Consider the following 13,214-nt stretch of genomic DNA (forward strand, 5'->3'; position numbering starts at 1 on the left):
CAGCCGCTCCCACAGGTATGCGGCGACCTGTCGTTTTGTGGTTGATCTGAAATTGCGTAGATACCCATGCCCATCGCTGGCAAGCCAGCTCCCACAAGGTTTGCGACGATCTTGAATCAGCGGTTGACAGTCCGCATGGTGACGAACTCTTCCGCCGCCGTCGGGTGCACGCCGATGGTTTCGTCGAACTGCTGCTTGGTCGCTCCGGCCTTGAGGGCAATGCCCAGCCCCTGGATGATCTCGCCGGCATCCGGCCCGACCATATGGCAACCGAGCACGCGGTCGGTCTCGGCATCCACCACCAGCTTCATCAGGGTCTTTTCCTGGACATCGGTGAGGGTCAGCTTCATCGGCCGGAAGCGGCTTTCGAAGATCCTCAGCGAGTGCCCGGTCTCCAGGGCTTGTTCCTCAGTCAGGCCGACGGTGCCGATCGGCGGCTGGCTGAACACTGCGGTCGGAATGTTGCGGTAGTCCACCGCACGGTATTCCTCGGGCTTGAACAAGCGCCGCGCCACCGCCATGCCTTCGGCCAGGGCGACCGGCGTGAGTTGCACGCGGCCGATCACGTCACCGATGGCCAGGATCGACGATTCGTCGGTCTGGAACTGCTCGTCGACACGAATGAAGCCACGTTCGTCCAGTTGTACCTCGGTGTTCTCCAGGCCGAGGTTGTCCAGCATCGGCCGGCGACCGGTGGCATAGAACACGCAATCGGTGAGCAGCTCGCGGCCATCTTTCAGGGTGGCCTTGAGGCTGCCGTCGTCCTGCTGGTCAATACGGGCGATATCGGCATTGAACTGCAGGTCCAGGCCACGTTTCTCCAGCTCTTCCTTCAGGTGGGTGCGCACCGAGCCGTCGAAGCCACGCAGGAACAGGTCGCCGCGATAGAGCAAGGTGGTGTCGGCGCCCAGGCCCTGGAAGATCCCGGCGAACTCGACGGCGATATAGCCGCCGCCGACCACCAGCACGCGTTTGGGCAGGCTCTTGAGGAAGAAGGCTTCGTTGGAGCTGATCGCCAGTTCGCGCCCGGGGATCTCCGGGACCTGCGGCCAGCCGCCGGTGGCGATAAGAATGTGCTTGGCCGAGTAGCGCTTGCCCTCGACTTCCACTTCGTGGGGAGCGGTGATCCGCGCGTGGCCTTCCAGCAGGGTTACGCCGCTGTTGACCAGCAGGTTGCGGTAGATGCCGTTGAGGCGCTCGATCTCGCGGTTCTTGTTGGCGATCAGTTGCGCCCAGTCGAACTGTGCATCCTCCAGCGACCAGCCGAAGCCTGCGGCTTGCTCGAACTCGTCGGAATAATGCGCGCCATAGACCAGCAGTTTCTTCGGCACGCAGCCAACGTTGACACAGGTACCACCCAGGTAACGGCTTTCAGCCACCGCCACCTTGGCACCAAAGCCCGCCGCGAAGCGCGAGGCACGCACACCGCCGGAACCGGCGCCAATCACAAACAAGTCAAAATCGTAGGCCATATCAATCTCCTCGGCAGGCCGCCAGCATAGCGCCAGTCCTGGCCATAAACAAAAAAGCCACCGGTGAGGGTGGCTTTTTTCCTACAGCGTACAGAAGCCTTAGTAGGCCTTGCCGGTCTTGTAGTAGTTCTCGAAGCAGAAGTTGGTCGCGTCGATGTAGCCTTCGGCGCCACCGCAGTCGAAACGCTTGCCCTTGAACTTGTAGGCAATCACGCAGCCATTCTGGGCCTGCTGCATCAGCGCGTCGGTGATCTGGATCTCGCCACCCTTGCCTGGCTCGGTACCGGCGATGATGTCGAAGATGTCCGGGGTCAGGATATAGCGGCCGATGATCGCCAGGTTGGACGGTGCGTCCTCCGGCTTCGGCTTCTCGACCATGTTGGTCACGCGGAAGATGTCGTCGCGGATCATGTCGCCGGCGATGACGCCGTACTTGTTGGTTTCCTGCGGGTCGACTTCCTGGATGGCGACGATCGAGCAGCGGAACTGCTTGTACAGCTTGACCATCTGGGTCAGCACGCCGTCACCGTCAGGGTTGACGCACAGGTCGTCCGCCAGCACCACGGCGAACGGCTCGTCACCGATCAGCGGGCGACCGGTGAGGATGGCGTGGCCCAGGCCCTTCATCTCGGTCTGACGGGTGTAGGAGAAGGAACACTCGTCCAGCAGGCGGCGAATGCCGACCAGGTATTTTTCCTTGTCGGTGCCCTTGATCTGGTTTTCCAGCTCGTAGCTGATGTCGAAGTGGTCTTCGAGGGCGCGCTTGCCGCGACCGGTAACGATGGAGATTTCGCTCAGGCCGGCGTCCAGCGCCTCTTCGACGCCGTACTGGATCAACGGCTTGTTGACCACCGGCAGCATTTCCTTGGGCATGGCTTTGGTTGCTGGCAGGAAGCGAGTGCCGTAGCCGGCTGCCGGGAACAAGCATTTCTTGATCATAAAAGTCCTTAACGAAGGGCTGTGCGTACGAAATTCGGCGCAGTCTAATCAGGCGGCGAGCACCTTACAATGCCCCACCCGGGCGCAACCGTTGCCATCATAGAGAAATCCAGCGGGAGATAGTTCCCGGCCGTTGAAAATATTGGCTTTGCGGCGATTATCCGACGACTGGAAAACGCCGTTTCCGCGAGCGGAAACGGCGCACTGGCCATCATTGTGCTGGCGGCGTCCTCACTTGCCGGTGCCCTGCCCCAGCAGCACCCCGTCGACGGTCTGGCCGTACAGATTGACGCCGTCGTTGGCATGGAACTTCAACCGGGTTTTCTCCACCGAGCCCTCCACCAACCGCGGGTCCTGCGGCCGCTCGTGCTTGTTGATGTAGGCCGCCACGTCCCAGGCCTGCTGGTCACTCAGGCTGCCGGGCTTGCCCAGGGGCATGTTGTACTTGATGAACGACGCCGCCGTGTTGATCCGGTGCATGCCGGCGCCCCAGTTGTACGAGTCCTTGCCCCACAGCGGCGGCATCACGTAGTCATCGGCAATCATCTGGCCCTCGCCGTTGTCGCCGTGACAGATGGCGCACTGCTCCTGGTAGACCTTGGCGCCACGGGCGATGTCGTAGCCACCAGCGGGCTGGGCGACATCGGGGTAACCGCGCCCCGCCGGCTCCACACCGACCTGGGCCTTGCTCGCCAGCCAGTAGGAATACACCGACAACGCCGTGATCTCCGGGCTGTCAGCCGCAGGAGCCTTGCCATTCATGCTGAACTGGAAACAGCCCTGGATCCGCTCGGCATAGGTGTTCACCTTGTCGTTCTTCTTACGGTAGGCCGGGTACATCGGATAAGCGCCCCACAACGGCGCCGAATGCGCCATGCGGCCCTGGTCGAGGTGACAGTTGCTGCACTTCATGCCGTTGCCGACGTAGTCCGGCGCCAGACGCTTGGTGTCGACAAACAACGCATAGCCATCGCGGACCATCTTGCCGAAGGCGTTGTCCGGCAATTCGCTTTGCGCCGGCGGCACGAAGAACGGAACCTGGCTGGCCGGTGGCACCTTCAGTTGCGACTGGTCCTCCATGGCAACCTGTGTGGCATGAGCCGAACCCAGCGCGAAGGCCAGTGCGGAAAAAACGAATCCTTTCATGGCTTGACCTCCTGTCCTGCGGCGAAGTACTCGGCGATGGCCGTGATCTCGGCATCGCTCATGGCCTTGGCGACACCCACCATCAACTGGTTCGGGTCGTTATGCCGACTCCCGTCGCGCCAGGCGTTGAGTTGCGCGACCAGGTAGGTTGCCGGCTGATGTGCCAGCGGCGGGAAGTGCTCGCCAACTCCGCCACCACCCGGGCCGTGACACTGCACGCAACCGGGAATCTGTCGACTCCAGTCGCCATACAGCGCCAGTTGCTCGGTCGGGTTGCTGGCCATCTGCTGCCGGCGCTTGTCCGGTGCGGCCGGCGCAGGCATGGCCGCGAGGGTCTTGCTCACGGCGACGATTTCCTCGTCGGCGAGGGCCTTGGCCAACGGTTCCATGATCGGATTCTTGCGCGTGCCATCGCGGAAATCGCGCAACTGCTTGCCCAGGTAACCGGCCGACAGTCCGGCCAATCGCGGGAATCCGGCGGCGGCCATGCCCAGGCCGTCCGCACCATGGCAGCCCAGGCAGGCCATGGCGGCAGGGTTGGCCCCACCCTGGGTAAAGATCTTCTGGCCCTGGTCGGCATGGGCTGCCGGCAGGGTAAACAACAACAGGCTACTGATCAGGATTCGATCCAGTGTCATCACGGAGCTCCCTCTTCTGGTTATATGCTTAGACTTAAAAAATATAAGCCTATGGATATTAGGGCTATCCTTCCGCCACTACAACGGCGAAAAGCACCAAAAAGGGGCATTTGCATCAATGAATCGATTAATCAGCAGACCGCCAGGGGGATCTGCAGGAGCGCGGCCAATCGGCTCCTGCAACTGGGAGAGGGGAAATGCGGCTTAGCCGGAAATGCAGCGGGTTGCGGCGTTGTTCACATCGGAGAGGCGCAGCGGGAAGTTGTTCAGGCGCTCGTGCAACTTGATCGAGCTGCCGCTGGAGCGCTCGCTGATATTCATCACTGCGGCCGGGGCATCGGCCAGCTTCTGCGGGACGATCACCCGGATCGAGCTCTTGTCGCGGGTCACTTGCAACGGAGCGCGGCTGTCCTTCAACTGATCCTGTACGCAGGTCAGGTATTGCTCCGGCGATTTGCCGGAAATCACCGCCAGGGTTTCAGGGCTCTGTTCCAGCTCGGCCACACTGGCACAACCGGTCAGCGTCAACGCCAAGGCAGATACAAACCATTTCATCGAGACCCGCTCCTACAATTAAAAAAACTCAGACCGCTATTAGGCCGATTTGCTCCCTTGAATGTCAGATTTATCGCAAGGAACGTGACGAGTCCTACATTACTCCCGCGTCCTTCTGTTATCGTGCCGCTTTGCCGAAATAGCCCTTGCGGAGCTGCTACATGAAATTCGTACACCAGCGCGAACACCTTAACGAAGACGACATCGTCGTTATCGAGTGTTCCCAGCGCTGCAATATCCGCCTGATGAACGATGCCAACTTCCGCAGTTTCAAGAATGGCGGCCGCCATACTTACCACGGCGGCGCATTCGATCGTTTCCCGGCGAAGATCACGGTGCCGAGTACCGGATTCTGGAATATCACCATCGATACCGTCACGCCGCGGCCGATCTCGGTCACGCGCAAACCGACCTTCACCCACAAGATCAAGATCATCCGTCGTTCGTCGTCGCAACTGAGATAAGCCCATGACCACCACTATCAAATACGTCATCAAGTACAAGCTCGATGGCGAGCGCCGCTGGGACTTCGCTACCCTGCCCGACAACTCGCTGGAGCAGGCCCAGGCCGCCCTGCGCAAGATCCATGGTGACGACGCCGACAAAATCACCGACATCCAGGTCAGCAAGGCTCTCTGACGCCTGCGACCGCAGAAAGGAGATCACAGGCAATGAGCCAATGGCCGGACCCACGCATCCTTGATCTGTTCGCGATCGACCTGCCGATTCTCCAGGCGCCCATGGCCGGCGCCAGCGGCTCGGCCATGGCCATCGCAGTGAGCAACGCCGGCGGCCTCGGTGCCCTGCCCTGCGCCATGCTCAACGCCGAACAGATCCGCCAGGAACTGCAAGCCTTCCGCCAGGCCAGCCATGGCCCGCTCAATGTGAACTTCTTCTGCCATGCCCCACCAGCCGACGACCCGGCGCGTATCGCCCGCTGGAAAGACGCACTCAAGCCGTACTACGACGAGGTCGGTGCCGATTTCCAGGCCACGACGCCGGTGTCCAGTCGAGCGCCTTTCGATGACGCCAGTTGCGCGCTGGTCGAGGAGTACCGGCCGGAGGTGGTCAGTTTCCACTTCGGCCTGCCGGAACCGCGCCTGCTGGCCCGGGTCAAGGCCACTGGTGCCAAGGTGATATCCAGCGCTACCACGGTGGCCGAGGCGCTGTGGCTGGAACAGCATGGCTGCGACGCGATCATCGCCATGGGCTACGAGGCCGGCGGCCACCGCGGGATGTTTCTCAGCGATGACCTGAACAGCCAGGTCGGCACCTTCGCCCTGGTCCCGCAGATCAGCGATGCGGTGCGGGTGCCGGTGATTGCCGCCGGCGGCATCGGCGATGCCCGCGGTATCGCCGCAGCCTTCATGCTTGGCGCTTCGGCGGTGCAACTCGGTACCGCCTACCTGTTCTGTCCCGAAGCCAAGGTCTCTGCCGCCCACCGCCGCGCCCTGCACACCGCGCGGGAAAGCGATACGGCGCTGACCAACCTGTTCACCGGGCGCCCGGCGCGCGGCATCTACACGCGGATCATGCGCGAGCTGGGTCCGGTCAGCGACCTGGCCCCGGCGTTCCCGCTGGCCGGTGGCGCGTTGATGCCGATACGGGCGATCAGCGAACCCCAGGGCAACAGCGATTTCAGCAATTTGTGGTCCGGTCAGGCCCTGCGCCTGGGTATCGAGCGCCCGGCGGCAGAATTGACACGCAAACTGGCCGAACAGGCACTCGCACTTATTGTTCGCTAAAAACAGGACTTTCCGTATACAAGGCAATCGCTATATATTCGCCTATATAGCGATTCGCCTTCACTCATCCCTCGGAGCTGTTTCATGCGTAAGTGTGCACCTCGTCTTGCCCTGACTACCCTGTTCGCCTTCATGACCGTCAACAGCGCCTGGGCGGATGACGTCCAGGTTGCCGTCGCGGCCAACTTCACCGCGCCGATCCAGGCCATCGCCAAGGACTTCGAAAAGGATACCGGCCACAAGCTGGTCGCCGCCTTCGGTGCCACCGGCCAGTTCTACGCACAGATCAAGAACGGCGCCCCCTTCGAAGTCTTCCTCGCCGCCGACGACACCACCCCGGCCAAGCTGGAAAGCGAAGGCGACACCGTGAAAGGCTCGCGCTTCACCTACGCTGTCGGCACCCTGGCCCTGTGGTCGGCCAAGCCCGGCTACGTCGATGCCAAGGGCGAAGTGCTCAAGGCCAACCAGTTCCAGCACCTGTCCATCGCCAACCCGAAAGCCGCGCCTTACGGCCTGGCCGCCACCCAGGTGCTGGACAAGCTGAAGCTGACCGAGGCCACCAAGGGCAAGATCGTCGAAGGCCAGAACATCACCCAGGCCTTCCAGTTCGTTTCCACCGGCAATGCCGAACTGGGCTTCGTCGCCCTGTCGCAGATCTACCAGGACGGCAAGGTCACCAACGGCTCCGCCTGGATCGTCCCGGCCGAACTGCATGACCCGATTCGCCAGGACGCGGTGATCCTCAACAAAGGCAAGGACAACCCGGCCGCCAAGGCCCTGGTCGAGTACCTCAAAGGTCCTAAGGCCGCTGCGGTGATCAAGTCCTACGGCTACGAACTCTGATGCCGCTCGACGCCAGCGATTTCGGCGCAATCTGGCTGACCCTCAAGCTGGCGTCGCTGACCACCCTGTTGCTGCTGGTGGTCGGTACACCGATCGCCTGGTGGCTGGCGCGTACCCGCTCCTGGCTGCGCGGTCCGATCGGTGCGGTGGTGGCACTGCCCCTGGTGCTGCCGCCGACGGTGATCGGTTTCTACCTGCTGCTGGCCCTCGGGCCCCACGGCTTCATCGGCAAGACCACCGAAGCCCTGGGCCTGGGCACCGTGGTGTTCAGCTTCACCGGGCTGGTAATCGGCTCGGTGGTGTATTCCATGCCCTTCGTGGTGCAGCCGTTGCAGAACGCCTTCACCGCGATCGGCGATCGCCCGCTGGAAGTGGCCGCGACCCTGCGCGCCAGTCCATGGGATACCTTCTTCACCGTGGTCCTGCCCCTGGCCCGACCCGGTTTCATCACCGCCAGCATCCTCGGCTTCGCCCACACCGTCGGCGAGTTCGGCGTGGTGCTGATGATCGGCGGCAACATACCCGACAAGACCCGGGTGGTCTCGGTGCAGATCTTCGACCACGTCGAGGCCATGGAGTATGCCCAGGCGCACTGGCTGGCCGGAGCGATGCTGGTGTTCTCGTTTCTGGTGCTGCTGGCGCTGTATGGCAGCCGTCGCGGCAAATCGGCCTGGAGTTGAGCATGACCTCGCGGATCCACGCCCGGCTCAAGGTGGCCCGGGACGACTTTACCCTCGACGTCGACCTGCACCTGCCCGGTCGCGGTGTCAGCGCCCTGTTCGGCGCCTCGGGCTCGGGCAAGACTACCTGCCTGCGCTGCCTGGCAGGCCTGGAAAAGGCTGAGGATGCCTATATCGAAGTGGCCGGCACGGTCTGGCAGGATTCGGCCCGGGGCATCTTCATCCCGCCGCACCAGCGCCCGATCGGTTATGTCTTCCAGGAAGCCAGCCTGTTCAGTCACCTCTCGGTGCGCGGCAACCTGGAGTTCGGCTGGAAGCGCATCGATCCGTCGACCCGCCGCATCAACCTGCAACAGGCCTGCGAGCTGCTGGGCATCGACCACCTGCTCGAACGCAAGGCCGACACCCTGTCCGGCGGCGAACGCCAGCGGGTCGGCATCGCCCGGGCCCTGCTGACCAGTCCCAGCCTGCTGTTGATGGACGAGCCACTGGCAGCGCTGGACGCACCGCGCAAGCGTGAAATCCTGCCCTACCTGGAACGCTTGCATGACGAGCTGCAGATTCCGCTGGTCTACGTCAGCCATGCCCAGGAGGAAGTCGCGCGCCTGGCCGATCACCTGGTGCTGCTGGAACAGGGCAAGGTCCTCGCCAGCGGCCCGCTCAACCAGACCCTCGCCCGCCTTGACCTGCCGTTGGCCCAGGACGAAGAAGCCGGGGTGGTCATCGAAGGGATTACCGGCGCCTACGACGCCAGCTACCAGTTGCTCGACCTGCATCTGCCCGACAGCGAACTGCGCCTGCGCATTCCCCACGCCCCGCTGCCGGCAGGCTCGGCCCTGCGCATCAAGATCCAGGCCCGGGACATCAGCCTGAGCCTGGCCGAGGACACGTGCTCAAGCATCATCAACCGCCTGCCAGTGACCCTGCATGCCCTCGCCGAGCAAGGCAACCCGGCGCAGGTGCTGGTCAGCCTGGACGCGGCCGGGCATCCCCTGCTGGCCCGCATCACGCGCTACTCCAGCGACCAGCTCGGCCTGCAACCGGGGCAGCGCCTATGGGCGCAGATCAAGGGTGTGGCATTGCTCGGCCACAATGCCTGAAGAGTTTTCCCGAGCCGTTGCAGTAAGGGTTATTTGCTGCCGATATCGGGAATGAAACTCATTTGATCGAATCCGACAAATCCCTACAAAAAGAACGTTAACTATCGAAAGTTTCTCTTTTCACAAGAGAAATTTCCCATATGCGTTCAAGCCCCCTATGCTTGCGGGGTGGAAAATCTCGCAAGGCGAAATTCCCACCTATCCGTCGACCTCCACTCCAGAAAAAGACATCAGCAAATATTTTGCTCGGGGAATTAATTTTCAACGAATGCGTCTTTAATGAAGGGAAAGAGGGAAGCGCTTCCGGCGCCCCCATCCTCCGTGGGGCATCGCCCGCGAGGCATTTCAAGTTACCAAGGAGAAATACATGCTGATACTCACCCGCAAAGTCGGCGAAAGCATCGTCATCGACGATGACATCAAAGTCACAATTCTGGGCGTCAAAGGGATGCAAGTGAGGATTGGCATCGATGCACCGAAAGATGTCCAGGTGCACCGCGAAGAGATCTACAAACGTATTCAGGCCGGCAGCCCTGCGCCGGAGAAAGGAGAAGGCAATCATTAAGCCGCTGGCATGATTGCAGTCGCACGGATGCGCCTGTCCCTTGCCGAAATCGAATTGATCGCGATGCCGGGACTCAGTTCCCGGGCAGCGGCAACAGCTGCTGGACCATGGCAATCAGCATTTCGGTATCGAAAGGCTTGTCCAGCACCCCATCGAACAGCCCGGGATTCTCACGGCCGATACTGGCCTGTGCGCCACTCATGAGAATGATCGGCAGGGTCTTGAATTGTGGGTCGGCGCGAAGATTCCGAGCGAGTTCCTCGCCATTCATCACCGGCATCATGTAGTCGGTGATCAGCAGCTCGACCCGTGTTTTCTCCAGCATTTCCAGGGCTCTCGCCCCATTGCTGGCCTTTTCCACCTGATACCCCACATCCTCCAGGGCAAGCTCCAGGATGTCGGAGATCACATACTCGTCATCGACTACCAGGACTGTGCTCATATCGTCAGACCGCGGCCCTCAGGACCGCTCCAGTGGTTGTGCCGTGCCGGACAGCACCGCCGCCGCCTCGTTGAATGCCTTGTGCAACTCCATCCCGCCTTCGCCGAAACAGACCTCCAGCAGCGCCGGGTCGTAGCGGCTGTCGCGCACCTTGAGGATCGACAGCACGCGCTTCAGCTGCGAATTCAGTTCGACGAAGCGCATCAGCATCAGGTTGTCGACAATGCTCGACAGTTCCGGTGCCGGGGCGATGATTTCCGAACCGAACAGATCGCGCATTTCCCAGGTCGCCAGCACCGTCACGTCGCGGGCACGCAGTTCACCCATCAGCGCACGGAAGAATTCGTTGAGTCGCTCCGGGCGGGTCGCCAGACGGGTGAAGGCACCCAGGTTATCGATCACCACCCGCTTGATCCCATGCTCGGCAACCTGCCGCAGCAGGCGCGCGCCGACATCGTCGAGCAAACCCTCGGTAGTCGGTTGCCAGGCGATATGCAACGCCCCTTCGCGCTCCAGCGCAGCGAAGTCGAGCCCCAGGCTGGCGGCTTTCATGCGCAGGCGCGAGGCCGGCTCGTAGAAACCGAAATGCAGCCCGGGCGCGTCCGCCGTGGAGGCGCCAAGGAAACTCAGGCCGAGGGAGGTCTTGCCACTGCCGGAGGGCCCCATCACCAGGGTCACCGAGCCTTGCGCCAGCCCGCCCTGGAGCAGTTGGTCAAGGCAGGGCACGCCGCTGCCGACCCGGGCAAAGGTGTCGCTGCCGGGACCGGAAGGATGTCCGTAGAGGGCTTCGAGCCGCGGATAGACCTGCAGGCCGGCATCGGTGATCTCGCACTCGTGCAGCCCGGAGAGCGCCGCGCTGCCGCGGGTCTTGCGCAACTGGATACGGCGCACCGCACGCGCGCCGTGCAGGTCCTCGCCCAGCTCGATCACACCGTCGACCATGGTGTGTTCCGGGCAATCCTCCTCCAGGTGGGTGCTGGTCAGCAGCAGCAAGGTGCACCCGGCGAAGGCCGCGTGGGCCTGCAGCTCGGAGATGAACTTCTTGGTGTCGAGCACGGTTTCGGCCCGCGAGCGCGCATTGAGCAGGCCATCGACGATCAGCAAGGAAGCACCCTGCCTGGCAATCTCGCTGCGCAGCAGGCGTACCACCGCCTCCAGGCCTTCCTGTTCCAGGCTGTCGAAGGCACTGAGGAACTGGATCTGGTCGCCGATCTTCGCCGCATCGAAAAACGCCAGGGTCGACAGGTACTGGAACAGTCGCTCATGGGACTCGCTGAGCAGGGTCGCCACCAGCACGCGGCCACCGCGCTCGACATGATTGAACGCCAACTGGTTGGCCAGCACCGTCTTGCCCGAGCCGGGACGGCCCTGGACGATATAGGCAGCACCGGCGACCAGCCCGCCCTTGAGCAACTGGTCGAGGCCGGCGATGCCGGTCACTAGACGCTGGAGTTGTTCCACGGTACTTCACCCTCCCCATTGACCAGCAGCGGAATGCACAGGGTCATGCAGGTGCCCTGTCCGGGCTCGCTATCGACCCATATCCCGCCATTGCTTTGCTTGGCGAAACCATACACCTGGCTCAGGCCCAGGCCGGTGCCCTTGCCGAAAACCTTGGTGGTGAAAAACGGCTCGAAGATCCTTGGCAGCACGTCGGGATGGATGCCCTTGCCGGTGTCGCTGACACTGATCAGGGCGAAGTCGCCGAACAAGTCCTCGCGTTCGCCCTGCAATGTCCGGTTGCCTGCGCGAATGCGGATCTCGCCCCCCGCCTCCATCGCATCACGGGCATTGAGCACCAGGTTGAGCAGGACCATCTGCAACTGCCCCGCGTCCACTTCCACCGGTGCCAGGTCGTCGTCGCACAGCACATGCAGCTCGATGTTCTTCGGCAGTGCCTGGTACAGCAGGGCATGGATGGACTCGATCACCTCGGCAAGGTCGACGCGCACCACATTGAGTTCCTTGCGCCGGGCGAAGCTGAGCAGTTGCTGGGTCATCTGGCTGCCGCGCTGGCCGGCGTCGAGCACATGTTCGAGCAGGCGCCGGGTGCGTTGCGGGTCGTTGCTGTTGATCGCCAGCTTGGCCGAGTTGAGGATGATGGTCAGCAGGTTGTTGAAGTCATGGGCCATGCCGCCGGTCAACTGGCCCAGGGCTTCGAGCTTCTGTGACTGGAACAGTTGGGCGCGCATGGCATCCAGTTGCAGCGCCGCCTCGCGGCGGTCGGTGATGTCCCGGGTGATCTTCGCCAGGCCGATCACCTCGCCTTCCCGCGAACGCACCACATCCAGTGCCACCAGTGCCCAGAAGCGCGTGCCGTCCTTGCGCACGCGCCAGCCTTCATCCTGGGCGCGCCCTTTGCTCAGGGCCTGGCCGAGGAGAAAACCGGGGCGGCCCTCGACGCAATCCTGCTCGGTGAAAAACAAGGAAAAATGCCGACCGATGACCTCGTCGGCCCGATAACCCTTGATGCGCTCGGCGCCGGCGTTCCAGGACACGATGTGGCCATCGAGGTCCATCATGTAGATGGCGTAGTCCACCACGGTCTGCACGAGTTGCTCGTACAGACTGGCGTTCATGCCATGCAGGTCGACGCGTTCGGATGCATCCATTTCGGAGTCCGTTGACTGTGGTTGGAGTGTAGCTACAGCATACGCTGAGGACGACGTGAATCGACGCTTCTTCCTACAAGGAAGTTCATTATTTCAATGACTCCTTCCTACGCGGACCATAGATATGCCCCACAACCATTGCGTTGAGTCAAGGTATAGCGCGATTGTAGGGGGCGTGCCTGCGGCAATGCCGGGGAGTTGCTATAGTTCGCGCGCCCGGCGGTATCGAAGACAAGCGGTTGAGGAAAAGGATTTGGTAATCGACAAACGCATGAAACGCATCCACGACGACCTGGAAAACACCGCCGACGGCATGGAGCAACTGGCCCGCGGTCTGGCCGGTCACGCCGTCTACCTGCAAAACTCGGTGCATGCCGATGACGCCGTCGAGGTCAACGAGCGGGTCAGCGGCCTGAATGCCTCGATCGACGAACTGCGCGCGGTGGCCAGCGCCATCGAACCTCACTAAGCCGTCGA

The 13,214-nt window shown here is 62.3% G+C and carries 16 protein-coding genes; 8 read left to right on the plus strand and 8 right to left on the minus strand.

Features of this window, described 5'->3' with window-relative positions:
- Positions 1–116: 116 nt before the first annotated feature.
- The 5 genes from gorA to ACODSK_RS15110 all read right to left on the minus strand — a co-directional run bounded on the left by gorA (position 117) and on the right by ACODSK_RS15110 (position 4,750).
- Complete coding sequence (gene gorA, locus ACODSK_RS15090; RefSeq protein ID WP_489017171.1) at positions 117–1,472, minus strand: glutathione-disulfide reductase; 1,356 nt, start codon at positions 1,470–1,472, stop codon at positions 117–119.
- A gap of 99 nt (positions 1,473–1,571) precedes the next feature.
- Positions 1,572–2,411, minus strand: a complete 840-nt coding sequence (gene galU / locus ACODSK_RS15095; protein ID WP_489017173.1) for a UTP--glucose-1-phosphate uridylyltransferase GalU — start codon at positions 2,409–2,411, stop codon at positions 1,572–1,574.
- Between the two features lie 231 nt (positions 2,412–2,642).
- Positions 2,643–3,491 carry a c-type cytochrome gene (locus tag ACODSK_RS15100; RefSeq protein ID WP_489017269.1) on the minus strand — a complete coding sequence of 283 codons (849 nt, stop codon included), beginning with the start codon at positions 3,489–3,491 and terminating at the stop codon, positions 2,643–2,645.
- A gap of 62 nt (positions 3,492–3,553) precedes the next feature.
- Positions 3,554–4,195, minus strand: coding sequence for a c-type cytochrome (locus tag ACODSK_RS15105; protein WP_489017175.1), 642 nt, complete (start codon positions 4,193–4,195; stop codon positions 3,554–3,556).
- Positions 4,196–4,399: 204 nt separating this feature from the next.
- Complete coding sequence (locus ACODSK_RS15110) at positions 4,400–4,750, minus strand: hypothetical protein (RefSeq protein ID WP_489017177.1); 351 nt, start codon at positions 4,748–4,750, stop codon at positions 4,400–4,402.
- Positions 4,751–4,911: 161 nt separating this feature from the next.
- On the opposite strand from ACODSK_RS15110, the gene ACODSK_RS15115 reads away from it, so the two are divergent.
- From ACODSK_RS15115 to csrA, 7 genes are all read left to right on the plus strand, one after another.
- Positions 4,912–5,214, plus strand: coding sequence for a DUF1883 domain-containing protein (locus ACODSK_RS15115; protein ID WP_186556724.1), 303 nt, complete (start codon positions 4,912–4,914; stop codon positions 5,212–5,214).
- Positions 5,215–5,218: 4 nt separating this feature from the next.
- On the plus strand, positions 5,219–5,389 hold the full coding sequence (locus tag ACODSK_RS15120) for a hypothetical protein (protein ID WP_489017178.1): 171 nt from the start codon (positions 5,219–5,221) through the stop codon (positions 5,387–5,389).
- A gap of 32 nt (positions 5,390–5,421) precedes the next feature.
- Positions 5,422–6,495: an NAD(P)H-dependent flavin oxidoreductase gene (locus ACODSK_RS15125; protein ID WP_489017179.1), complete on the plus strand. Its 1,074-nt coding sequence runs from the start codon at positions 5,422–5,424 to the stop codon at positions 6,493–6,495.
- 132 nt (positions 6,496–6,627) lie between these two features.
- Positions 6,628–7,338 (plus strand): molybdate ABC transporter substrate-binding protein, encoded by a 711-nt coding sequence (modA, locus tag ACODSK_RS15130; protein ID WP_489017271.1) that lies wholly within the window; start codon positions 6,628–6,630, stop codon positions 7,336–7,338.
- Positions 7,338–8,018 (plus strand): molybdate ABC transporter permease subunit, encoded by a 681-nt coding sequence (gene modB, locus ACODSK_RS15135; RefSeq protein WP_489017180.1) that lies wholly within the window; start codon positions 7,338–7,340, stop codon positions 8,016–8,018. Before modA ends, modB begins: the two co-directional genes overlap by 1 nt.
- Positions 8,019–8,020: 2 nt before the next feature.
- Entirely contained in the window at positions 8,021–9,118 is a 1,098-nt protein-coding gene (gene modC / locus ACODSK_RS15140) for a molybdenum ABC transporter ATP-binding protein (protein ID WP_489017182.1), read from the plus strand.
- Positions 9,119–9,485: 367 nt separating this feature from the next.
- Positions 9,486–9,683: a carbon storage regulator CsrA gene (gene csrA / locus ACODSK_RS15145; protein WP_064304133.1), complete on the plus strand. Its 198-nt coding sequence runs from the start codon at positions 9,486–9,488 to the stop codon at positions 9,681–9,683.
- Positions 9,684–9,756: 73 nt separating this feature from the next.
- On the opposite strand, the gene ACODSK_RS15150 is transcribed toward csrA, so the two are convergent.
- From ACODSK_RS15150 to ACODSK_RS15160, 3 genes are read right to left on the minus strand one after another with little or no spacing between them, the layout of a single operon-like run.
- On the minus strand, positions 9,757–10,125 hold the full coding sequence (locus tag ACODSK_RS15150) for a response regulator (protein WP_489017184.1): 369 nt from the start codon (positions 10,123–10,125) through the stop codon (positions 9,757–9,759).
- An 18-nt stretch (positions 10,126–10,143) separates the two neighbouring features.
- On the minus strand, positions 10,144–11,586 hold the full coding sequence (locus tag ACODSK_RS15155) for an ATPase domain-containing protein (RefSeq protein ID WP_489017186.1): 1,443 nt from the start codon (positions 11,584–11,586) through the stop codon (positions 10,144–10,146).
- Complete coding sequence (locus tag ACODSK_RS15160) at positions 11,565–12,737, minus strand: two-component system sensor histidine kinase NtrB (protein ID WP_489017187.1); 1,173 nt, start codon at positions 12,735–12,737, stop codon at positions 11,565–11,567. Before ACODSK_RS15160 ends, ACODSK_RS15155 begins: the two co-directional genes overlap by 22 nt.
- A gap of 271 nt (positions 12,738–13,008) precedes the next feature.
- On the opposite strand from ACODSK_RS15160, the gene ACODSK_RS15165 reads away from it, so the two are divergent.
- Positions 13,009–13,206, plus strand: coding sequence for a hypothetical protein (locus ACODSK_RS15165; protein ID WP_489017188.1), 198 nt, complete (start codon positions 13,009–13,011; stop codon positions 13,204–13,206).
- The last annotated feature ends 8 nt before the right edge of the window (positions 13,207–13,214 follow it).

The sequence above is a fragment of the Pseudomonas sp. FG98 genome (genome assembly GCF_057808595.1).